Source organism: Serratia sp. CY71090 (assembly GCF_052166845.1).
In the GTDB taxonomy this organism is placed as follows: Bacteria; Pseudomonadota; Gammaproteobacteria; order Enterobacterales; family Enterobacteriaceae; genus Serratia; species Serratia nematodiphila.
In genome coordinates, this window is sequence record NZ_JBJNOA010000003.1 from 122,240 (window position 1) to 145,173 (window position 22,934).

The window sequence follows — 22,934 nt, forward strand, 5'->3', positions numbered from 1 at the left end:
CCCGTCGCGCCACCTTTCCTACTATATTCATTGTTTTTCATCGTATTGCTTTTACATCCGCCGATCACAGAACGCCAAAGAGAGGAACCATGCCGCCAAACGCAGACTCCCGACGAGGTTCTCATCTGCGAGAACACCTGCTTTTCCTGCTGCTGTTGCTGACCCTGAACGTCTTCGCACCACCGGCGCTGGCGCAAAATGCGCCGCCCGCGCCCGCCGACAAGAGCGAGCAGCAGAAAGCCGCCTACGCCGCGCTGGCCAATCTGCTGCAAGACGACAAAGCGCGCGCGGAACTCATCAACCACCTGAAACAGACCGCCGGCGACGCCCCCGCCGCCGCGCCGGCAACGCCGGAGGAATCGACGCCCGCTACGCTGAGCGACAGCCTGAACTCGCTGGCGCAGGAAGGCATCGGCACCTTTAACCAGAAGCTCGGCGCGCTGCAAAAGCTGATCGATTCCGGCCCGAAGCGCGTTTTCAATCCCGCCGGCTTTTTCCGCGCGCTGGGCTACTTTCTGCTGACGGTGGCGGTCACCTTTGCGCTGTTCCACCTGATCCGGCGGTTGATCGCGCCGCTGTACAAACGCATGGGCAGTTGGGGACACAATGCGCGGCTACAGCGCGGCCCGTGGTATAAACGCCCCGCCGCCATTCTCGGCGCTTTCGCCATCGATCTGCTGGTGCTGCTGCTGGCGCTGGCGGCGGGCAATCTGTTCGCCCGCCACGTCCACGCCGACAGCGTCACCATTCTGCGGCTGCAGACCCTGTTTCTCAGCGCCTTCGCGGTGATTGAATTTTTCAAGGCGGTGCTGCGGCTGATTTTCGCCCCCCGCTTCGACTATCTGCGCCCCTTCCCCTTCAGCGACCGGAGCGCGCACTACTGGAACACCCGCCTCGCCTGGCTCAGCGGCCTGATCGGCTACGGCCTGATGGTGGTGGTGCCGGTGGTGGCGGTACAGATAAGCTACCCGGCCGCCGCCACCGTCAACCTGGTGGTGATGCTGGCGCTGACGCTGTACGCCATTTGGCTGATCCTGCACAACCGCAAGCCGATACAGCAACAGATCAACCTGCTGGCCGAGCGGTCGATGGCGTTTTTCAGCGTGATCCTGCGCGGGCTGGGGCATATCTGGCATCTGTTGGCGATCGCCTATTTTCTGGTGTTGTTCGTGCTGTCCCAGTTCGACATCGGCAACAGCCTGCGCTTTATGATGAGCGCCACGGTGAAAAGCCTGTTGGTGGTCGGCGTCGGCGCGCTGCTGTCCGGCATGCTGACCCGCTGGATTTTCCGCCGCATTTCACTGCCGACCGACGTCAATCTGCGCTACCCGATGCTCGAGCGGCGCATCAACTCCTACATCCCCAACGGGCTGAAGATACTGCGGGTGATGGTGGTGCTGGCGGTGACGCTGTTCCTGCTCGATGCCTGGCACCTGATCAACCTGTACCAGTGGGCGGGCAGCGAAAATGGCCAGCGGACGCTCGGCGGGCTGGTGCATATCCTGCTGATCCTGTTGATTGCCGTGTTCAGCTGGACGCTGATGGCCAGCATCATCGAGCACCGTCTGGCGCTGGAGCTGAGCAACGGCGTGCGGCCGAGCGCGCGCGAACGCACGCTGCTGACGCTGTTTCGCAACGTGCTGGCTATCGTTATCAGCACCATTACCGTGATGATCGTGCTGTCACAGGTGGGATTGAACATCGCGCCGCTGCTGGCGGGCGCCGGCGCGCTGGGGCTGGCCATCAGCTTCGGCGCCCAGACGCTGGTGAAAGACGTGATTACCGGCGTGTTCATCCAGTTCGAAAACGGCATGAACACCGGCGAGTACGTGACCGTCAGCGGTATCACCGGCACCGTGGAGCGCATGACCATCCGCTCGATCGGCCTGCGCGACGACTACGGCGTCTACCACATCGTACCGTACTCCTCGATCACCACGCTGGCCAACTATGCGCGTGAGTTCGGGGTATACCGCGCCAACTACACCGTCAGCCGCGACGAGGACATCGATCGGGTCAATGAGGTGCTGCATCAGGCCGTCACGGCGCTGAAGCAAGATGAACAGGTGAAGCATTTCCTGATTGGCGAGCCGGTCTTCAACGGCGTGGTGGCGCTGGGAGACCGCTCGTTCACCACCCGCGTGACGGTGCGCACACAGGCGCTGAAACAGTGGGTGGTGCAATACGCCCTCGATCGGCTGGTGAAAATCCATTTCGATCGGGCCGGCATCGGCATGCCGCAGCAGGCGATGCAGATCTCCCGCGCGCCGCAGCCGCATGAAGAGCCGCCGCCTGCCGCGAGCTGAGGCTAACGCCCCTGGCCGCAAGGATGGGCGGCCAGGAAGGCCGCCACGTCCCGCCGGTAGGCGTCGTATTGCACCGAGCGCGGGGCAAACAGGCCCACCACGTTGATCAGCCACGGATGGCGGGCGAACAGCGGTTTGATCATCACGTGGTCTGCTTCGTCGATGCGCGTCACCGTCAGCAGCGAGGCCGGGATCGTTTGCCGATACACGCGCTCGGTTTCGTCCGCGTCCACGTTGACGTCGCGCCCGCCCAGGATCAGGTGCACCGGCGTGGCGAAATGCCGCAATCCCGCCGTCGCGTCGCTGGCCATGTTGGCGCGGATAAAACGCCAGCGGTCGGCGCTCAATGCGGCGGCGCCAGACTCGCGACGGTACTGCGCGTAGCCGTCCGGTTGCTCGAGCAGGGTCTGGATATGGCGCCAATGCGCCTCGCGCGCCAGGATCTGCGCTTCATCGTCCCCTGCCGCCGCCATCGCCGCCCGGGTGTTATAGCGCCCTTGCCGCAGCCAATTGATCGCCGGCGAGAGTGCAAGAGTGAAAGCAATGTCAGGCCGTAAACGCGCCACCTCCGGCATCACCCATCCCGCCTGGCTGGCGCCCCACAGCCCCACGCAGCGCGCATCGAAGCGCCCGTCCCGTCTGGCCCAGTCGATGATATCAGCGGTTTCCCGCGCGCGATCCGCCATGGTCTGATGCAGCCAGTTGCCGCTGGAGCCGCCTACGCCCGGCTTGTCGAAGGATAAAACCGCATAGCCCTGCTGCGCTATCGCCTCCCAAATGCCGTAATAGCCTTCGTCGCGGCTGGCGTTGGCCGGCCCATCGCCGTGTATGAACACCACCACGCCAGGCTTAACCGGCGCATGCTCCGGCAGCACCAGCGTGCCGCTCAGCCGGTTGCCGCCGGCGGTCACCGTGACCGGTTCGGTGACAAAGCGAAAGTCGTTGACGTAAATCACCCAGCCAAGCGCCGCCAAAACCAGCGCCACGAGGCACAGCCCTATTTTGCGCACATCGCCTCCCCGTTGCGTTTCTCCATCAATACCCAATCGGCCTGGCCGAACAGCCCCCCCAGCAAGGCGTAGTGCTCTTCGCGCCGTACCAGAAAACCGCAGCGCCGGTACAGGCGCTGCGCATCGACATTGCGCCGGCTGACGTGCAGACTCAGACGCCGGCCTGCGCCCTGTTCGGCGGCATAGTCGTTCATCCACTGCAGCAGCCGCCTGCCTACCCCTTTACCGCGCTGACTCTCCGCCACCGCCAGGTAAGAGAGATACAGCTCATCGGCCGCCGGAGTATGCTGCAATACCGCCATTTGCAGATACATGCGCCAAACGTTCAGCCAGCCATAGCGGCGACACAGCCGCCAAATCGGCAAGGCGCGCGGGCGCAGCCCGCCGTCGCCCTCTGCCTCGGCCACATTGAGGGCAAAAGCCGCCACCACCTGTTCATCCTGTTTCACCACGAAGCTGCGCTCCCGGCTGCCGCTTTGCTGCCAACACCACAGCCGATAAAACAGACGCCACTGCCGGCGGGCGCTCAAACGGCGCGCGCGCTGGAACTTGTCGCAGAACGCGGCGTAGATCAGCGCCGCCGTTTGCAGGCGGTCAGCGTCGCGATACGGCTCAATGTGCAGCATATCCACCTCGATTAGGGATGCCGGTAGAGCAGTTGTTCCAACAGCCGCACCGGCGTGGTCTCCTCCGGCGCAGGCGACGCAAAGATCGCCTGCCGCCAGGCCTGGCTTTCGATCACGTCCAGCACCAGCTGCGCGAGCGGTAACGGCGCTATCGCCGCCGCGATTTCACCGGTTTGCTGAGCCTCGGCGATCACCGTCGCCAGCGCCTCAATCAACTGCCGCTGGTTGGCGCTGAACGGCTCGGCCAACGCCGGGTTGCGCGCCACCTCCGCCACGATCTCCGCCGACAGCTGAACATTGGCCGGTTCGGCGACAAAGACATGATAGGCGGTGAAAAAAATCGACAGCGCCTGTTTCGGCCGCTTTCTGTCGGCCAATAATCCGGCGGCGAACTCGGCGAATACGCCGTTTTCCAGCAGCGCTATCTCGCCGATCAGCGCCTCCTTGCCGGAAAAATGGTTATAGAGGTTGCCCACGCTGACGCCCGCCGCCTGTGCGATATCCCGCATGCTGGTCTGGTGAAATCCCTGATGGGTAAAGCTATGCAGCGCGGCCTCGACAATCTTTTCTCGGTTTCCCATCGTCAGTTCCCGAAACGGTGAAGGGGGCGCCTGGCGCCATAAATTGATATTAATTAATGAACGAACGTTCGTTCACATCAAGTCTAGCATAGACCGGTAAAATTGAACCGCAGCTCAACGGCGCAGGAATCGGTGGGGGGAGGCAAACGCCGCCTCGTTTTCAGAGGCGGCGTCCGGCAGACTCAGTGCAGCGCATCGTCCTGCTTCACCGAGGTAAAGGCCTGCATCAGCTTCACGACGTCATGCATGCCGATATTGACCTGGTTAATCACTTCTCCGGCGTCATGGGTCAATGCCACACCGCCGCCGGCCTGTTCCACGCAGGTCGCCATGCCGGCGATCGCCGCCGCCACGCCTTGCTGGATAGACTTGGTCATGCGTTCGATCTCGGTCGCCGCCTTGCGCGACTGTTCCGCCAGCGTGCGCACCTCGTTGGCCACCACCGCAAAACCGCGCCCGTGCTCACCGGCATGGGCAGCTTCGATGGAGGCGTTAATCGCCAGCAGGTTGGTTTGGGAGGCGATTTTACGAATGGCTTCGACGATGGTGCCGATCTGCTGCGAACACTTGCCGAGCTCGGTGACCACGTCCGAGGTTTCGCGCGCCGCCGCTTCGACCTGCTGCATGCCTTTCACCGCCTGCTGCACGATGACCGCGCCCTGCGCCGCCTGCCGGTCGGTATCCAGCGACAGATGATGCGCGTTGCGCACCATCTCTTCTTCGTGCTGCTGCTGTTGCATCAACCGGGTGATGTCCTGGGCAATTTTCACCACTTTCACCACCTGGCCATCATTGTCGAGGATCGGGTTGTAACTGGCCTCCAGCCATACCCGTTCGCCGCGCCGGTTGATGCGTTCAAAACGCCCGGTGATGAACTCGCCGCGCGCCAGGCGCTGCCAGTGCCGCCGATAGTCGTCGGAAGCGGCGAACGCCGGCGGGCACAGCACCGCATGCGACTGCCCGCACGCCTCATCCAGCCGATAGCCCATCAGCGCCAGCATATTGTCGTTGGCGCTGACAATGGTGCCCTGCGGCGTGAAAGCAATCATCGCCATCGATCGATTCAGCGCCGCCAGCAGGCTGCGGTGTTCCTGCGCCTGGGTCACTCGCGCGGTCACTTCGCTGGCGATCTTGACGATTTCCACCACCTTACCCTGTTTATTCAGCACCGGCGCGTAGGTGCCCTGCAGCCATACCGTCTCGCCGTTTTTCGCGATGCGTTTTAGGGTGTCCGTGATGGGTTGCCCCTTATTCAGCGTCTCCCAATGCTTGCGGTACAACGGGCTGGCGACATAGTTCGGATCGCAGAAAATACGGTGATGCCGGCCAATCACGTCATCGCGTTGAAATCCCAGCGTGTTGAGGAAGAGATCGTTGGCGCGCAAGACCGTGCCGTCGGGCGAGAATACGATCATGGGAACGGCGTGTTCTATCGCGCCCAGCTCGGCGCCTTTGTGGGTAGTTAACTGACTGAATCGTAACAGCATAAGGTGTAGTCCTTGTGGCAGATGATGGCGCTTTTCTTATTTTGTCTGGCCACATGCCGCGCCCACACGCAGACGTGCCATCGCGGAAGGTACGGGCAGCGCCGAACCTTCTGGTTATTGCTCTTAACCGGATTAAATTTATTTATTCAGTAAAGTAATTATTCGAATTTAAATAAACCAATAACCTAAGATTTTTATTATTAAATGCGTAATGAGAATAACGTAAGTGATGAAAATTGAAAGGTAAAATGCGGATTTTTGTCGGCGCCGGAAGGATAACCGGCGCCGTTGAGCTAACACATCGCCTCTTACGCGACCAGCGGCTCCGGCTCAACCACCGTGCCGTTGAGCATGATTTCCGGCACATAGCGCAGTTCATTGAGCAAACTTTGATGGTCCTGCCCCAAGAGCAGGATGACGCTGTCCGCGGCATCCAGACGGTGGTCATCATTGTTATCGACAATGAGGTAGCTGCTGTTTTGCTCGCCGAGAACGCTGCTGACCCCGACCTTGGCGCTCAATGCTCCAGGCTGACCGAGATCGAGCAACGCGGCCAACAGCTGGCTGGCGCTGCTGCCCTGTTCGGCCGTCAGGGCGCCGATTCTCGCCTCCACGCCTTGCGCATCGCTGACGCCATAATCCGCCAGCTTCCCGCCGCCGGCCCCCTGAGCGATCCGCAGACCTGAAAGCACATCGTCGATGCTGCCCTGCGTCAGCGAAAAGTCTTTTAACGTCACGCCTGACGCCGCCGTGCTGCTCTGCAGCGTAACGTGGCTTTTCCCTGCGCCGGCGACGATCGTCGTGTCTCCCTGCACGTTAAATTGATCGCTGCCTCCTCCGCCTTTGACCAACAGCTGTTCGCCCTGTAGCCCAAGATCTTCCAGCAGCGGCGCCAATTTGGCCTGCGCGCCACCACTTAACGGCAGCAAGCCCAACATTTGAATGATCGTGCCGTCACCGCTGCCGCCATGAGAGGACGTCAGGGTGAACCCATTACCGGCAAAGGCCGAAGCGTCAACCTGGCGGACCTGAGTGTACCCCTCCGTTAGCGTCAGGTTGAAATTCGCGCCGCCGGACAACGTAATGTCTTGCACCTGATCATTTTGCCCCGTAAGCGTCAAGGCGCCATTTCCCCAGCCGCCGGTGTTAATGGCAACCAATGTCAATGGATTTTCATCGCCATGCGAGTCAAGCGCCAATGAGCCGGCATTACCGCGCCCGGAGAACAACAGGTCGAAACGATCGGTGGCATTCTCAAGGAAGGCTATCTCCAGCCGGCTGTCCGCATGATCACCGATGCCGCTGATTTCAAGGCGCGCCGCATCGGCATTGGCGTTGATCACCTTGACGTTATCCGCCCGCCCGGACAGCAACAATCCCTCACGGCCAAGCGCCTGCGCCGCCCGGCTCTGCACGACCGTCCCTCCGTCCGTTCCCTCTACGGTGGCGTTGCCGCTCAGCACCCCGTAGTCAAACACATGAGCGCTCGTCGCCAGCGCTTTCGTGCTGTAACCGTTCCAACCGATTTGCGTCAGCGTAGCTTCCGCCTGGCCGATGTAACCCGCCATATCTATCTGTTCGAAATGACTGAAATTGGCGGCATTGCTGCTCACCGTACTGATGCGCACGCCAAAAAGATCGAGCGTCGAGGTCATTTTGACGATCAGGTTGGCGGACAAAATATCGTGCCCGTCACCGCCATCGGCGCTGAATATCCACCCCACATGATTGGCGCCGCCATCGGCATTGCCTCCCCACAGCAGGCTGTCATTGCCGTTGTTCAGAGAAAAGTGCCCTTGGGCGGCGGCGAGATCGGCCTGCGAAGTGAGCTGCACCCGATCGTCGCCATGGGTGCCATGCAATGTCACATTGGCATTGTTTACCGTCATCTCCACCCCATACCGAGCCGCAGGGTTATTATGCAGCCGGATATCCGCCGCAGCGTCGCCATTGACGATCAGGTAAGAAAGCTGCGAGGCATAGCTCAGGTCAACCGTGACGTCCGCGTCAGCATCCAGGAACACCCTGAACAGCACGGCGGTTTCTGCATTGCTCAGCGTATGATGAGCATGCGTATTCACCGTACCCGACGCGTTGCCGCCACCCTCGCTGGTGGTGAGAGACGCGGTCGTTTTATACGCCAGGCTGGCGCCGACATCGCGCGCGAACATCCACTGTTCATACTGAACATCACCTGCCGGCGGCGCATTGATCAGATCGGCGATCACCGCCTGCGTGACCAGTGCCTTGTCGCCGCCCAACGCCCGATAGTGTTCCAACTGCTGTTCATCCGCCGCCCGGCCATGCACCGCCTGATAGACGTGCTGAATAAAGTCGTCCCCCTGCAAACCACCGATCTGCGCCTGAAATTCCGGCGTCGCCAGAAGGGCCGAGACCAATTCGGTATAGCTCAAGGTGCCGGAGGCCAGCGTTTTGCTCCAATTGTCCAGCGAGACGCTGTCCACCGCCCGCTCGGGCAATGCACGGAACAGCGCCGCTATCTGCTCCAGATACTCGGTCGCCGGCAGTTCGCCCGGTGAATATTCCTGGCCCGCCGCATTGAAATGCTGTTGAGCCGCCGCATCTTCCGGCGCCACCACCCCGCGCAACTGCACGATCATATCCACCAGCAGATCGCCGCGCGTCGCGCCTTCCGCCAGCCGTTGCTGGTAAGCGGCCAGTTCAGGCGCCGTCGGCGGCCGTTCGAATCCCTGTGCGAACAGATGCAAAATGAAGTCATGATCGGAAAGATCGTTAAGCGGCAGGGTGGCAATCTTGCTCTGCGCCAACGCAGCCAGATCGCCCCCCTGATTGAGCAGCTTGCCGTCATGCGCAATTTCATCGTTCTGCCAGGGCGCTCGCAGCAGATAAAACATCGCCTGCGCGTCGCCGCTTCCGCCGGCGGCATCGGCGGCCGTGCCGGGGTACAAACCTTCAGCAATGCGCTGATCGAGCGCATCACGCTGCGCCAGCATCACCGGATCGTCCCCCAGATAGTTGAAGAGGTCGATGACGACGCTGGCGACAGCGCTGTTGAAATGCCCCTGTTGCAGTAAGGCATTGATGTAATCCGGATCGGGAGCGGTATTGTAAACGGAGAAATAAACCTGGCTGAGAATGTCGTATTCGCTTTGGCCGCTCATCCAACCGGCATCGGGTTGGCTCATTAAAATGCTGGCCATATAGGCGGGCGGCTGGCTGCCGATATCAAATGCGCTGTCGTAGTAATCGATTTCCGCCGCCGTCGGCAAACGCCCGAAAATGCCGATGATTAAGGCGCCGACCTCTTGTTGCGTAGCTAAAGGAATCATAATAAATCCCGTCAGTGTAATGGACTAAGTTCGCGGCATGGCTGCGCCGCGGCCTGTCTCCTACATCGCGAAGAGAGACATTGCACACTGCCTGGAGGGGTTTTTATAGGTATGACTACAGTTAAGAAATGCTGATGCGATAAGTCAATAAAACGGGGAAAACCGATCCTCGGTATGGGACTTTGCTCCCATACCGAAGCACCTGAAGACCTAGCGCCAGCGTTCGGCTGCCCAGGCGGCCTGTTGCTCGGCGTCGTGGAAGGTCCAGGCGACGAAGCGGCTGATCTTCTGCCCTTGCGCCATCTCGATGGTGCGCACCTCGGCCGCCCCCGCCACTTTCAGCGCATGGTAGATGGCCGGCAACGTGGTGTTTTTCGAGATGAGCGAGGTGAACCACAGGCAGTTGTTGGCCTTGCCGACGCTCTCTGCCACCATCTTGCGCACAAAGGCTTCTTCACCGCCTTCGCACCACAGCTCGTTGTTCTTGCCGCCGAAGTTTTGCACCGGCTTGTCGGCCACTTCCCCTTTGCCCAGTTTATGCAGCTTGCGGCGGGTGCTGGCGCGCGCTTCCTGCTCGGACGCGTGGAACGGCGGGTTGCACAGGGTGGCGTCGAATTTCTCGGCCGCGCCGATAATGCCGCTAAAAATCAGCTCAGGCTGTTTTTGCAGCCGCAGGCGCACGCTGTTGCGCAGCGTCGGGTTCATCTCGACGATCATCTTGGCCGAGTTGAGCGACACCGGATCGATTTCGGAGCCGGTGAAACGCCAACCGTATTCGCGCAGGCCGACGATCGGGTAAATGCAGTTGGCGCCGACGCCGACGTCGAGGATCGCCACGCCCTTGCCGCGCGGGATCTCGCCGCCGTTGCTGGTCGCCAGCAGATCCGCCAGGTGATGCAGATAGTCGGCGCGGCCGGGGATCGGCGGGCACAGATAATCAGCCGGAATATCCCAGTGTTCGATGCCGTAAAAGTGTTGCAGCAACGCACGGTTGAGCATTTTCACCGCCGCCGGATCGGCGAAGTCCACCGAGACATCGCCCCAGGCGTTCGGTTTTACGAACGGCGCCAGCGCCGGGCAGCTGGCGATCAGCGCCGGGAAGTCGTAGCGCGAACGATGACGGTTGCGCGGATGCAGGCCGCTTTTCTGCTGCGGGAAGGTTTTCTTTTTTTCCACCGTGACGGGCTCTCTTGAAGGGATTTCCGGCGCGTAAGATAACACATCCGGCCCGCAATGGCGCAGCGGCGGGAAACCCGGCACAATGAAAGCTTCATCGATTGCCGCAGGATCTCCCATGAACCGTGAATCTCGTTATTATTATGAACCCGCCGCCGGCCACGGCCTGCCGCACGATCCGCTGAACGCCATCGTCGGCCCGCGCCCCATCGGCTGGATCTCTTCCCGCAGCGCCGCCGGCTTGCGTAATCTGGCGCCCTACAGCTTTTTCAACTGCTTCAACTATCGCCCGCCGATCATCGGTTTCGCCAGCACCGGCTGGAAAGACAGCGTGGCGAATATCGTGGAAACCGGCGAGTTCGTTTGGAACCTGGCGACACGCCCGCTGGCGGAAGCGATGAACCACAGTGCCATCAACCTGCCGCGCGGCGAAGATGAATTCGCCTTCGCCGGCGTCACGCCGCTGCCCGGACGCCGGGTCAAAGCCGAGCGCGTGGCCGAAAGCCCGGTGAACTTCGAATGCCGCCTGACCCAGTGCATTCAGCTGCAAACCGCCGCCGGCGAACAGGTGGAGACCTGGCTGATATTGGGCGAAGTGGTGGCGGTGCACCTCGATCCGGCGCTGCTGGACGAACACGGCGTCTACCAGACCGCCGCTGCCGAACCTATCCTGCGCGCCGGCGGCCCAACCGCCTACTATGGCATTTCCGAACAGCACCGTTTCGATCTGGCGCGCCCGACGCGCTGATCGTCTCCCCCTGTTTATGCAGAAGATGAACGGGGGATTAACCATCAAAAAATCTGAATAAAACCGTCAACACTCTCCGATTTCATCCTGCCTGTCACTGCGCAATAATCCTCCCATCGAAAGGCAAACCCCTTTCTCCCTAATTCACTTTGACAGGAATGACCCACATGAAAACCATCAAAACTTTTGCTGCCGCTATCGCCCTGGCCACCGCTTCTTTCACCACTTTCGCCGCTGAACACGTCAGCGCCCAGGATGCCGCCCAATTCGAAAAAGCCGGCGTGATCGTCGCCAGCGGCGCAACCGACCTGAGCAGCCTGAAGTCTCAGTTGGCCGCCAAAGCCGATGCCGCAGGCGCCAGGGCTTTCACCATCACCTCCACCAGCGGCAATAACCTGATGCACGCCACCGCGGTTATCTACAAATAATCGCCGCCCCAGACGTCAAAAAGCCCGCCGGATATCACCCCGGCGGGCTTTTTTATGTTCGCGTACGTCAGCGCTGAATGGGCACAACAGCGAATTTCTTGCCGCCCCGCATTATCATCCCCCCACGAGTAAACGAACCGGAAAATTCTGTCGCAAACAGGCAGAAACCCTGTATTCAATGGGGATTACGGGGGGCTTGCACACACATTTTTTTACCTGCCCATGGCTGGACTAACAGGAGAGGATGATTATCATGTTACGCAGACTACAGATGCAGAGAGCGTTGTATGCAACATATCATTGAAGGTTTCCTCAGTTTCCAGAAAGAGATTTTCCCACAGCGTAAGGAACTGTTTCGCAGCCTTGCCTCCAGCCAAAATCCTAAAGCGCTTTTCATCTCCTGTTCTGACAGCCGTCTGGTGCCCGAGCTGGTGACGCAGCAAGAACCTGGGCAACTGTTCGTTATCCGCAACGCCGGCAACATCGTTCCTTCCTTTGGCCCGGAGCCGGGCGGGGTTTCTGCCACCATCGAGTACGCGGTGGTGGCATTGGGTGTTACTGATATCGTGATTTGTGGCCACTCAAACTGTGGCGCCATGAAGGCTATCGCGTCCTGCCAGTGCCTCGACCCCATGCCTGCGGTAGCTCACTGGCTGCACTATGCGGATGCGGCCAAAGCAGTGGTCGAGAAGAAAACCTGGAATAGCGAAACAGACAAAGTTAACGCTATGGTGGAAGAGAACGTTATTGCTCAGCTAAATAATATCAAAACCCATCCTTCTGTGGCGGTGGGTCTGCGCAACAGCGGGCTGCGCCTGCACGGCTGGGTGTACGATATCGAAAGCGGCGAAATTCGCACGCTGGATAGAAACACCAAGAGCTTCGTGTCTTTGGCCGATAATCCCGACGTCTATTTCGAATAAAATCACGCCTGGTTTTAACCATTAAATAAAATCCACGCTTCCGCGTGGATTTTACTGTCAGCCTTAAACCAAACGCGCCTCTATCGCCGCAGCGAAGTCGCGGCGCATCCGTTCGTCACCGTCGGCGTTGTCTGCCAATACCGTTTCGCCATCCACCACCCGAATATGCGCCTGCAAATCGAAATCCGCCGGCGGCTGCGGGCGTGCAGCGGCGGCGGCCATCGTCTGCTGCGCCTCATGCCACGCCTGCGCCACCGTCTGGTTGCAGGCCTGCGCCAGATAGTCCGGATTAAACCCTTCGCCGGTCAGGCTGCGCAGCGTGTCGTCGTGGCTGACGCTGTTGCCCGGCAACCAGTAGTGTTGCGCCAGATCCGGGCCAATGGCCGGGTTGTCCGTCAGATAACCGTCGCGCTGCAGGAAGAAGTGACGGGTTTGCTCCACCGCCATCATCGCCAGCAGATAGCCCTGGTAGGAACAGGCGGATTCCAGCGACAGCAGGTGCGGGATCGCCAACGTCGGGCGCGGGCTGCCGCTGATGCCGAGGATCTTCTGCTCAACCTCACGCGCCAGCGCGGTGATGGCTTCCGGCGTGCGCTGCTCGTCATCCCACTGATACAGCGCCCACTCGAAGTACGGCACCAGCAGGATATGGCGTTCGTTGAACGCGCGCATCGGCTGGCGCGCCGCGATGCCGGCTTCGATCAGCGCATCGGGCACCGCTTCGCCGGCGGCGTTTTTCGCATAGCGTTTCAGCCAATCGGCGTCGTCCAGCAGGCTGTCGCAGAACATCGACTGGGTTTCGGCATAGGCCATCGAAGTCGGCGGGAACTCCTGCGAGAAGCACGGCGCATTCTGGCGAATGTTGGCAAAGTGCGCCGCATGGCCGCCCTCGTGGAACAGGGTGTTGAGCCCGTAAGCGCCGCTGCCCACCTGCCCCGGCTGCGCCAGGCTGGTGAAGTTGATGCGCGCGGGCACCCATTCCCCCTGGCGTACAAACGGCGGCACCGGGCCGTGCATGAAGCCGTTCTCATACTTGCCTTTGCGCACCAGCAGATCGAGATTCATCTCCGCGCCGCCAAAACCGATGTGCAGGCGTTTGAAGCTGTCGACCCAGCGTTCCAACGAACGGGAAAACGGGAAGTAAGGATCCAGTTGGCGGGTGACGTCGCCGGCGCTGGCGAAGCGGACGTTCCATGGCTCCAGCGCCTGGCTGCCCTTCTCGGCCGCCAGCTGCTGCAGGCTGCGCGCGTTGGCCTCGCGGGTTTCCCGCTCGAAACGATCCAGAATGGCGAACAGCTGCTCCGGCGTCATGCACTCGGTTTTGTTCACCTTGTAGTCGAAATAGTTGCGATAGCCCATCTGGCGCGCAAAGCGGTTGCGCAGGCCAATCAGCTCCGGCAGGCCGTTATGCAGCAGCCATTGCTCCAGATCGCGCAGCGCCTGCTGCGAGCTGCGGCGATAGTCTTCGTTCGGGTTGGTCGCCTGATTGGTCAACAGCTCGCCGAGCGAAGCCGCCACGCGCTGGCCGTCGGCGTTCAGATGGGTGACCTGATAGCCCTTGCGGCGCGAGTAGAGATCGGATTCGGCGTGGATGATCTGATCCAACAGCGCCTGCACCTGAGGATCTTCGATGGCGTTGCAGTCGAAAAAGCGCAGCCAACCCTGCAGGCCGTGGATCAGCGCATCGCGCTGCGCCTCCTGCGGCAACGCCTCCAGCCCGGCCAGCAGAGTGCGGATCTCCCCGAGCCGGCGCGGTTCGGCGACGAAGCGCTTATAGGCGCTTTCGGCGGCGGAAAAGCGCGCCGAGACGTCTTCACCGCCGGTGCCCATGTAGTTTTGCCAGAACAGCTCTTCTTTGGCGCGGTGTACGTCGAGGTAATCCTGGTTCAATTGATTGAAGTAATCGAGAGCCTGTTGCATAACCGTCCTTCTCAGCCGATGAGGAAATATCCCAGTATAGTCGCGCTCAGGCCTGATGCAGGCGCTTCAGCCCCTGCTCCAGCGTCTCGCTCTCGCCGGCGGCCACCAGGCAACAGGCGACCTGCCGCTGGATGGCCTGCGGGATCGCCACCTCGCCCGCCAGGCAGCGCTCGGTCCAGCGCGCGGTGGTTGCCGCGTCTTTCGCCGCCGGCAATGCCGGCGTTTCATCCTGCAAGGTGCGCTCCAGCAATACGCGCTGTTCGCCGCCGACGATATGGTGAATCTGCGGGCAGCGCAGCGGGTTGGCGTAGGCTTCGCCTTCGGTGCCGTGCATCAACAGCCCGCGGGCACCGATCTGGCGGAAAAACGACGCCACTCGGCCAACATACTCCGGATGTGAGACGCTGGCGAGGCGCAGCGCATCCTGTTCGCCAAACGGCGTCGCCAGCTTGGCCAGCGTATGGGCGCTGTTGCGCACTCCCATGCGCCAACGCAACCCGAGCTGCCGCGCCAGCGGCGCCGACAGCGTGGAAACCGGCATGAATACCGCCTCGCCGTTATCGAGACGCTGTTGGGCGTGAGCGGCCTGTTCCGACCACGGCAGCCCAAGCGCGCGGAAAATCTCGGCGCTGGTCACGCGGGTGCTGTCGTCCAGCACGCCGTGCACCACCACCGGCAGGCCCACTTTCGCCAGCAGCAGCGCCAGCAGCGGCGTCAGGTTGGCCTGCTTGCGCGCGCCGTTGTAGCTCGGCAGCACCACCGGTAATGGCCTCCCCTGCGGCGCCTGCAACGGCAAGACCTGCTGTTGCATCGCCTGGTAAAAACCCAGCATCTCTTCTTCGGCTTCGCCCTTGATACGCAGCGCGATCAGAATGCCGCCCAACTCCAGCTCGGGGACCTCCCCGGCCAGCATCGCCTGATACAGCTCAAAGGCGGTCTGTCGATCCAGATCGCGCGCATGGTTTTTGCCGCGGCCTATTTCTTTGATAATTTTGGTGTAATCCATCCGAAGGTTCCCTCAGCCCACTCTTCGGTTAGCATACCCTATCCGCGCCGCCGCTCAACCTCCGCCGCCAGTCGCTGCTGCGCTTCATCGCCCTCGCGCAGCCCGGCGATCACCCCATCGGCATCCTCGGCGCTGCGGTTTTGGCTCATCTTCCATTTGCCTTCGCGCCGGGTGACGGCGATCTCGATACCGACGATGCCTTTAAGCTGTGCGGCGATGTAGTTGGCCGGCGCATCCTCGATCCGCCAGGGTTCAGGACGCCGCCCTTCCTGCTGCGCAGTGAGATCGATCAGTTGGCGGCGCAGCCAGGCCGGGTCATCCGTCACCGTCGGCACGCCATGCAGTTGCACCACGCTGTAATTCCAGGTCGGCACCACCTTGCCGGTCTGGCGCTTGCTCGGGTACCAGCCGGGCGACACATAGCCCCCCTGGCCCTGAAAAATCACCAGACATTCCGCCGCCTGTTGCAACCGTCGCCAGTGCTCGTTGGCGCGCGACAGGTGCGCCCGCAGCCGGATCTGCCCCTGTTCGACATCGGCCAGAAACGGCAGCGGATCGGCCGTCAATCCCTGCTCGCCGTGGCTGACCAACAGCCCCAGCGGGTGGGCGCGCACCAACGCCAGTTGGGCATCCAGATCGTCTTCGCGAAATGCGGCGGGTTGAAACATCAGTGTGGCTCCTTATCGCTCTCTCATGATGTCGACAGTAAAGCACCCGCCGGCGGCCTACTTAAGATCCGCTTTCTGAGTATTTCGAGTGATCCGGTTTAACAAGATCAGGGCGACGCCCATCGCCACCAAATTACAGAGCATCGCGCCGGCAAAGGCCTGGGCATAGCGTTCCGCCGCGCCGCCGCTCGCCAACAGCGGCACAAAACCGACGCCGCTGACCACGATACCCAGCGCGCCCCCCACCTGCTGCACGGTGGCCACCAGACCCGCCGCCATGCCCGCCTGCCGCTCCGGCGCCAAACCGAGCACCAGATTCAGCAGCGGCGTCATGCTCAACGCCTGGCCGAATCCCAACACCACCAACCCCGGCAGCAGCCGCAGCGGATGCGCCAGCGCCCCGCCCCACAGCGCCTGCGCCATCAATAGCGCCAACCCGGCGGCGTAAATCGCCACGCCCGCGCTCAGCACGCCGTTGCCCCAACGCAACGTCAGCCGGGGCGCCAGCATCGAGGCCAGCATAAAGGCCGCGCTGGCCGGGGCGAACAGGCTGCCCGCCTGAAAAGGCGTCAGCCCCGCCCCCGCCTGCAGCAGCAGCGCGAAGCACAAGAAAAACGAGGAGGCGGTGGCATAAATCGCCAGCACCACCGCCATGCCCGGCGCGAAGCCCGCCTGGCGGAACAGCGCCGGATCGAGCACCGCATCATCACCGCGCTGCGCCAGGCGGCGCTCCCAACGCAGGAAGCCCCACAGCGTCAGCAACGCCAATGCCAACATCGGCGCGATCCACCACGGCCAACCGCGCGCCGGGCCTTCCAGCAACGGCAGCAGCAACAGCGACAGGCCGGCCGCCGCCAGCCACAGGCCGACGCCGTCCAGCCGCTGCGCCTGCGCCACTCGCGATTCGGGAATGCGCCGCGCCGCCCACAGCGCCAGCGCGCCGATAGGCAAATTGATCAAAAAGATCATGCGCCAGCCGCTGCCGAACAGGTTGGCCTCGATGATAAATCCGCCGAGGATCTGGCCGAAGATTGCCGCCAACCCCAGTGTCATGCCCAGCCAGGCGAAAGCACGCCGCCGCTGTTGCGGCGCGTACAGCACCCGCATCAAGGCGTAAATTTGCGGGAACAACAGCGCCGCCGCCGCCCCCTGCAGGATACGCGCGGCGATCAGCAGGCTGAGCGATCCCGCCAGTCCGCACAACAGGGAACTCAGCGTGAATCCCAGCATGCCGAGGCTGAACAGACGCCGACGCCCGAAGCGATCGCCCAGACGCCCACCGGCGATCAACAGCACCCCAAACGCCAGTTCATAACCGGCGACGATCAAACCGATACCGGCGAAATCGGCGGCGAACTGTTGCTGGATCACCGGCGCCGCCACGTTGACCACAAACAGATCGAACACCGTGACGAAGCCGCCCAACAGCAGCACCGGCAGGCCGGGCAATCCCCGCCGTTCAACAGATAATGAATGTTCCATACCACCTCCAGAGATTATGATGGTCGCAGTATGGAATAGCGTTTAAACTGTTACTATATAGCCATTTATACTATTACTGACAGCAACAGGACGGCCGACATGCCCCCACGCACCCTCGAACGCACCCGCCACGAACTGGGGGATTTTCTGCGGCAAAAGCGAGAACAACTGTCGCCGGAGGCAGTCGGCTTGCCGAGCGGCAGCGGCAGCCGCCGCCGCACGCCGGGCTTGCGGCGCGAGGAGGTGGCGGCGCTGGCCGGCGTCGGCCTCACCTGGTACACCTGGCTGGAGCAAGGCAGGGAAATCAATGCGTCGGTGACGTTTTTGGAAAATCTGGCGCGGGTGCTGCAGCTCGATGCCGCCGGCCGCTACCACCTGTTTTTATTGGCGCATCAGCGCCCGCCGGTGCCGGTCGGCCATCAGTGGTGCCAGGTTTCGCCGTTGGTGCGGCGCCTGCTGGACGACCTGACGCTGCGGCCGGCCTACGTCATGAACCTCAGTTGGGACATCATCGCCTGGAATCCGGCGGCGCAGCGTCTGTTCGCCATCGGCGAGCGCCCGGCGCAAGAGCGCAACATGTTGTGGATGCTGTTTGCCGATCCGCAGCTCAATGCGCGCCTGCTGGAGTGGCGGGCGCAGGCGCCGCAAATCCTGGCCAGCTTCCGCCGCGACTACGCCCGTGCGCCGGAGGATGAGGTGATGCGCCAACGGGTACAGGCGCTGGAGCAGGTATCGCCGCAGTTCCGCCAGCTCTGGCGGCAGCATGATATTCACGGACGTTGCCAGGGGCGGCGCAGCTTCACCCTCCCGGAGATCGGCCCGGTCACCTTTGACCACGCCTCTTTCATCGTCGACGAAGAGAACCATCTGCGGCTGGTGATGTACAGCGCGCTGCCGGACGAACCGGCCAGCGCGGCGTTTGAAGCGCTGCTGCGCGAGGATTAACGACGGCTGTCGAAAATGAGTTTACAGGCCAGCCCGGCGAACACGCCGCTCAGCAGGTAGTTCGGCCAGCGGGCGCTGAAGCGACGGCCGGCGAAACGGCTTTTCATGCCGCTGACCGCCAGGATCACCCCGCCGTTAATCAGCAAGCCGACCAGATTCAGCACCGTCGCCAGCGCCAGCATCTGCACTACCACCGAGCCGGCGCGCGGATCGATAAACTGCGGAAACAGCGCCAGCACGAACAGCGCCATCTTCGGGTTGAGGATGTTGGTGAACAATCCCTGACGGAAAATGCGCGCGGTCGGCACCGCCTGCAACCCGGCGGAAGCCTGCAGACTGCTGCCGGATCGCAGCGTTTTCCACGCCAGATAGAGCAGATAGGCCGCGCCCAACATTCTCACCGCATCGTAAGCCAGCGGCACCGCGACGAACAGTTGCGACAACCCCAGCGCCGCCGCCAGCGCGTGGCAGTAAGTGCCGAGCTGAATGCCCGCCAGCGAAGCGAAACCGGCGCGCCGCCCCTGGCTGACGCTGCGCGAAGCGATCAGCAGCATATCCGGGCCGGGGGTCAGCGCCAGCGCCACGCAGGCGCCGGAAAACAACAACAGCGTTGCGGCATCAATCATGAATCACCTGATAAGAAGACGGACGGGGATGGAGCCTCCATCATAGCGACGCCGACGTGGCTTGTCAGCGCCGCTCGCGTCAGATCACCCACAAATCGAGGTACTCGTTGACCGGCATCTGCGCCAGCCGCTGCCGATCCAGCGACACCTCGAGAATGCGCTGCTGCTGCAGGGCCGGGAACTGGCGCGCCAGATTGGTTTTGAACTTCTCGATCAGCAGCGGGATGCCCGCTTCGCGCCGCCGCGCATGGCCGATAGGGTACTCCACCGCCACCTCATCCAGGCGGCTGCCGTCGGTGAACTCCACCGTCAGCGCATTGGCGATCGAGCGTTTTTCCGGATCGTGATAATCGCGCGTGAAGGCGGGATCTTCATGGCAGTGGATCTTGCCGCGCAATGCGTCGATGCGCGGATCCTCGGCCACCCGATCCTCGTAATCGGCCGCCGTCAGCCGGCCGAACAGCAGCGGGATCGCCACCATATACTGAATGCAGTGATCGCGATCCGCCGGGTTATCCAGCGGCCCTTGCTTGTCGATAATGCGCAGGCAGGCCTCGTGGGTGCGGATGCTCACCCTGGCGATATCGGCGGCGGTTTTGCCGGCGGCCTGCATCTGGCGGTGCAGCGTCATGGCCGCCTCCACGGCGGTCTGGGCATGGAACTCCGCCGGGAACGAAATTTTAAACAGCACATTCTCCATCACATACGCGCCGTACGGCCGCTGGAAGCGGAAAGGTTCGCCGTTGAACGAGACGTCGTAGAACCCCCAGGTCGGCGCCGTGAGCGCCGAGGGATAGCCCATCTCGCCGGTGGCGGCCATCAGCGCCAGCCGCACTGCGCGCGCGGTCGCATCCCCCGCCGCCCAGGATTTGCGGGTGCCGGCGTTCGGCGCATGGCGATAAGTGCGCAGCGACTGCCCGTCCACCCACGCCAGCGACACCGCGTTCAGGATCGCCTCGCGGCTCAGGCCGAGCAGCTGCGCCACCACCGCGGTGGACGCCACCTTAACCAGCAGCACGTGATCCAACCCCACCCGGTTGAAGGCGTTTTCCAGCGCCAGGCAGCCCTGGATCTCGTGCGCCTTAATCATGGCGATCAGCACCTGCCGCATGGTCAGCGGCGCTTTGCCCGCCGCCACCGCCTGACGCGAGAGCCAGTCGGCCACCGCCAGGATCCCGCCCAGGTTGTCCGACGGGTGGCCCCACTCCGCCGCCAGCCAGGTGTCGTTGAAATCGAGCCAGCGGATCATGGCGCCGATATTGAACGCCGCCTGAACCGGATCCAGCTGGAAACGGGTGCCCGGCACCCGACTGCCGTTCAGCACCTCGGCGCCCGGCACCACCGGCCCCATCAGTTTCTTGCAGGCCGGGTAGCTCAGCGCCTCCAGCCCGCAGCCGAGGGTATCGAGCAGGCAATAGTGGGCGGTGCGGTACGCCGCCGGGGTATCGACGGCCTCTTTCATCACATAATCGACGATATCGACCATCTCGCGATCGAACGGCGGACGGCCGGTGTTGGCAGACTCAAGCATCATGATCCCCAAAGGCTCCATAGTGAAAACGACACGATAACGATCGGCGCTCAGCGCTGATCCAGCGGTACGAACGCCCGCGCTTCCGGCCCGGTATAGTTGGCGGACGGGCGAATGATTTTGTTGTCCTGCCGTTGCTCGATGATGTGCGCCGACCAGCCGCTCACCCGCGCCATGACAAACAGCGGCGTGAACATTTCGGTAGGCACCCCCAGCTGGTGGTAAGACACCGCCGAGAACCAGTCGAGGTTGGGGAACATGTTTTTGGTGTCGCGCATCACGCTTTCCAGCCGGTCGGCGATGTCATACAGCTTCATCGCGCCCGCTTCCTGCGACAGGCGCAGCGCGATCTCTTTGATCACCTGATGGCGCGGATCGGAGACGGTGTACACCGGGTGCCCGAAGCCGATCACCACCTCTTTGTTGTCGATGCGGCGGCGAATGTCGGCTTCCGCTTCGTCCGGCGTTTCATAGCGTTGCTGGATCTCCAGCGACACCTCGTTGGCGCCGCCGTGCTTCGGCCCGCGCAGCGCGCCAATGGCGCCGACGATCGCCGAATAGACGTCGGATCCGGTGCCGGCGATCACCCGGCCGGCGAAGGTCGAGGCGTTGAACTCATGCTCGGCGTACAGGATCAGTGACGCATGCATGGCCTGCTCCCAGCTGGCGGAAGGCGCTGCGCCGTGCAGCAGATGCAGGAAGTGGCCGCCGATGGAATCGTCGTCGGTCTCCGGCTGAATGCGCTCGCCGTTGTGGCTGTAGTGATACCAATAGAGCAACATCGATCCCAACGACGCCAGCAGCCGATCGGCGATGTCGCGCGCGCCGGCTGCGCCGTGCTGTTCTTTTTCCGGCAGGGTGCAGCCGAGGGCCGAAACGCCGGTGCGCATCACGTCCATCGGGTGAGACGCCGCCGGCAGCGCCTCCAGCACCGTGCGCACGCTGGCGGGCAGGCCGCGCAGCGCTTTGAGCCGCTGCTTGTAGGCATGAAGTTCGTCGCGGTTGGGCAACTTGCCGTGGATCAGCAGATGGGCGACCTCTTCAAACTCGCAGTGGCGCGCGAGATCGAGAATGTCGTAACCGCGATAGTGCAGATCGTTGCCGCTGCGTCCTACGGAACACAGCGCGGTATTCCCGGCGGGCACGCCGGATAACGCCACGGATTTTTTCGGCTTAACGCCAGTCGGGCTTTGCGGGGGGATCGCTTGGCTCATACTGTCCTCATTTGGCTTCTGCGTGAATGGCGCTTATTCGTCGCGCTGGCGAGCGAACAGAGCGTCGAGTTTCTCTTCGAACAAATAGTAGTTGATGCTTTCGTACAGCTCGTTGCGGGTCTGCATGGTGTCGATGACGCTTTTCTGCGTGCCCTCCTCGCGCAGGGCGCGGTACACCCGCTCCGCCGCCCGGTTCATCGCCCGAAAGGCCGACAGCGGATACAGCGCCATATCCACCCGGGCGCTGCGCAGCTCGTCGGTGGTGAACAGCGGCGTCGCGCCGAATTCGGTGATGTTGGCGAGGATCGGCACCTGCGTCGCTTCGGCGAAGCGGCGGTACATGCCCAGCTCGGTGATCGCCTCCGGAAACAGCATGTCGGCCCCGGCCGCCACGTAAGCCTGAGCGCGCTCGATGGCCGCCTCCAGCCCCTCCACCGCCAGCGCATCGGTGCGCGCCATGATCACGAAGTCCGGATCGCTGCGCGCATCCACCGCCGCCTTGATGCGATCCACCATCTCTTCGGTGGAGACGATGGCCTTATTGGGCCGATGGCCGCAGCGCTTGGCGCCAACCTGATCTTCGATATGCAGCGCCGCCGCCCCGGCCTTGCTCACCGCGCGCACCGTACGGGCGACGTTGAACGCCGATGCGCCGAAACCGCTGTCGACATCCACCAGCAGCGGCAGCGGGCAGACGTCGGTGATGCGGCGAATATCGGTCAACACATCGTCCAGCGTCGAAATGCCCAGATCCGGCAGCCCCAGCGAACCGGCCGCCACGCCGCCGCCGGAAAGATAGATGGCCTGGAACCCCGCCCGCTGGGCCAGCAGGGCATGGTTGGCGTTGATCGCGCCGGCGATTTGCAGGGGTTTCTCTTTACTCAGGGCCTGACGAAAGGCGAGCCCGGGTGAGCGCAGCGTCATGACGTTCTCTCCGATTAGCTAG

Annotated in this window: 19 protein-coding genes; 5 read left to right on the forward strand and 14 right to left on the reverse strand. The window is 62.4% G+C overall.

Annotated elements, in window-relative coordinates; genetic code table 11:
- The first annotated feature begins 89 nt into the window (after positions 1 to 89).
- Positions 90 to 2,306 (forward strand): mechanosensitive channel protein, encoded by a 2,217-nt coding sequence (ybiO, locus tag ACJ8OK_RS06900; RefSeq protein WP_082996942.1) that lies wholly within the window; start codon positions 90 to 92, stop codon positions 2,304 to 2,306.
- Positions 2,307 to 2,308: 2 nt separating this feature from the next.
- On the opposite strand, the gene ACJ8OK_RS06905 is transcribed toward ybiO, so the two are convergent.
- The 6 genes from ACJ8OK_RS06905 to rlmF all read right to left on the reverse strand — a co-directional run bounded on the left by ACJ8OK_RS06905 (position 2,309) and on the right by rlmF (position 10,497).
- A complete protein-coding gene (locus tag ACJ8OK_RS06905; RefSeq protein ID WP_082996943.1) occupies positions 2,309 to 3,316 on the reverse strand; it encodes an alpha/beta hydrolase family protein in 1,008 nt (335 codons plus the stop codon).
- Positions 3,304 to 3,942: a GNAT family N-acetyltransferase gene (locus tag ACJ8OK_RS06910; RefSeq protein ID WP_082996944.1), complete on the reverse strand. Its 639-nt coding sequence runs from the start codon at positions 3,940 to 3,942 to the stop codon at positions 3,304 to 3,306. Before ACJ8OK_RS06910 ends, ACJ8OK_RS06905 begins: the two co-directional genes overlap by 13 nt.
- Before the next feature lie 11 nt (positions 3,943 to 3,953).
- Entirely contained in the window at positions 3,954 to 4,523 is a 570-nt protein-coding gene (locus tag ACJ8OK_RS06915) for a TetR/AcrR family transcriptional regulator (protein ID WP_082996945.1), read from the reverse strand.
- 182 nt (positions 4,524 to 4,705) lie between these two features.
- Positions 4,706 to 6,010 carry a methyl-accepting chemotaxis protein gene (locus tag ACJ8OK_RS06920; protein ID WP_280598100.1) on the reverse strand — a complete coding sequence of 435 codons (1,305 nt, stop codon included), beginning with the start codon at positions 6,008 to 6,010 and terminating at the stop codon, positions 4,706 to 4,708.
- Positions 6,011 to 6,318: 308 nt separating this feature from the next.
- Positions 6,319 to 9,321 (reverse strand): DUF4214 domain-containing protein, encoded by a 3,003-nt coding sequence (locus tag ACJ8OK_RS06925; RefSeq protein WP_442530470.1) that lies wholly within the window; start codon positions 9,319 to 9,321, stop codon positions 6,319 to 6,321.
- A gap of 210 nt (positions 9,322 to 9,531) precedes the next feature.
- Positions 9,532 to 10,497 carry a 23S rRNA (adenine(1618)-N(6))-methyltransferase RlmF gene (rlmF, locus tag ACJ8OK_RS06930; protein ID WP_166444974.1) on the reverse strand — a complete coding sequence of 322 codons (966 nt, stop codon included), beginning with the start codon at positions 10,495 to 10,497 and terminating at the stop codon, positions 9,532 to 9,534.
- 118 nt (positions 10,498 to 10,615) lie between these two features.
- Here rlmF and ACJ8OK_RS06935 point away from each other — a divergent pair, with 118 nt between their 5' ends.
- The 3 genes from ACJ8OK_RS06935 to ACJ8OK_RS06945 all read left to right on the forward strand — a co-directional run bounded on the left by ACJ8OK_RS06935 (position 10,616) and on the right by ACJ8OK_RS06945 (position 12,596).
- Positions 10,616 to 11,245 (forward strand): flavin reductase family protein, encoded by a 630-nt coding sequence (locus tag ACJ8OK_RS06935; RefSeq protein WP_015377149.1) that lies wholly within the window; start codon positions 10,616 to 10,618, stop codon positions 11,243 to 11,245.
- Positions 11,246 to 11,412: 167 nt separating this feature from the next.
- A complete protein-coding gene (bhsA, locus tag ACJ8OK_RS06940; protein ID WP_060558972.1) occupies positions 11,413 to 11,673 on the forward strand; it encodes a multiple stress resistance protein BhsA in 261 nt (86 codons plus the stop codon).
- Between the two features lie 287 nt (positions 11,674 to 11,960).
- Positions 11,961 to 12,596 (forward strand): carbonic anhydrase, encoded by a 636-nt coding sequence (locus ACJ8OK_RS06945; RefSeq protein WP_004939270.1) that lies wholly within the window; start codon positions 11,961 to 11,963, stop codon positions 12,594 to 12,596.
- A gap of 63 nt (positions 12,597 to 12,659) precedes the next feature.
- Here the strand turns inward: ACJ8OK_RS06945 and ACJ8OK_RS06950 are convergent, their stop codons facing one another.
- Genes ACJ8OK_RS06950 through ACJ8OK_RS06965 form a run of 4 tightly spaced genes read right to left on the reverse strand, consistent with a single transcriptional unit; the run spans position 12,660 to position 17,672 of the window.
- Positions 12,660 to 14,516 (reverse strand): M3 family metallopeptidase, encoded by a 1,857-nt coding sequence (locus tag ACJ8OK_RS06950; RefSeq protein ID WP_442530471.1) that lies wholly within the window; start codon positions 14,514 to 14,516, stop codon positions 12,660 to 12,662.
- 46 nt (positions 14,517 to 14,562) lie between these two features.
- On the reverse strand, positions 14,563 to 15,522 hold the full coding sequence (ybiB, locus tag ACJ8OK_RS06955) for a DNA-binding protein YbiB (protein WP_033633766.1): 960 nt from the start codon (positions 15,520 to 15,522) through the stop codon (positions 14,563 to 14,565).
- 38 nt (positions 15,523 to 15,560) lie between these two features.
- A complete protein-coding gene (locus tag ACJ8OK_RS06960; protein WP_166729723.1) occupies positions 15,561 to 16,190 on the reverse strand; it encodes an FMN-binding negative transcriptional regulator in 630 nt (209 codons plus the stop codon).
- A 57-nt stretch (positions 16,191 to 16,247) separates the two neighbouring features.
- Entirely contained in the window at positions 16,248 to 17,672 is a 1,425-nt protein-coding gene (locus ACJ8OK_RS06965) for an MFS transporter (protein WP_033640935.1), read from the reverse strand.
- Positions 17,673 to 17,771: 99 nt separating this feature from the next.
- On the opposite strand from ACJ8OK_RS06965, the gene ACJ8OK_RS06970 reads away from it, so the two are divergent.
- Complete coding sequence (locus ACJ8OK_RS06970; RefSeq protein ID WP_033633769.1) at positions 17,772 to 18,617, forward strand: helix-turn-helix transcriptional regulator; 846 nt, start codon at positions 17,772 to 17,774, stop codon at positions 18,615 to 18,617.
- Here the strand turns inward: ACJ8OK_RS06970 and ACJ8OK_RS06975 are convergent.
- From ACJ8OK_RS06975 to prpB, 4 genes are all read right to left on the reverse strand, one after another.
- Complete coding sequence (locus tag ACJ8OK_RS06975; protein ID WP_025302070.1) at positions 18,614 to 19,243, reverse strand: LysE family translocator; 630 nt, start codon at positions 19,241 to 19,243, stop codon at positions 18,614 to 18,616. The two genes, ACJ8OK_RS06970 and ACJ8OK_RS06975, sit on opposite strands and share 4 nt — an antisense overlap.
- 79 nt (positions 19,244 to 19,322) lie before the next feature.
- The gene (locus ACJ8OK_RS06980; RefSeq protein WP_004939290.1) at positions 19,323 to 20,774 is read right to left on the reverse strand and encodes a bifunctional 2-methylcitrate dehydratase/aconitate hydratase; all 1,452 of its coding nucleotides are present in this window, start codon (positions 20,772 to 20,774) and stop codon (positions 19,323 to 19,325) included.
- Between the two features lie 50 nt (positions 20,775 to 20,824).
- A complete protein-coding gene (prpC, locus tag ACJ8OK_RS06985; protein ID WP_015377141.1) occupies positions 20,825 to 21,988 on the reverse strand; it encodes a bifunctional 2-methylcitrate synthase/citrate synthase in 1,164 nt (387 codons plus the stop codon).
- Positions 21,989 to 22,021: 33 nt separating this feature from the next.
- Complete coding sequence (gene prpB / locus ACJ8OK_RS06990; RefSeq protein ID WP_015377140.1) at positions 22,022 to 22,912, reverse strand: methylisocitrate lyase; 891 nt, start codon at positions 22,910 to 22,912, stop codon at positions 22,022 to 22,024.
- Between the last annotated feature and the right edge of the window lie 22 nt (positions 22,913 to 22,934).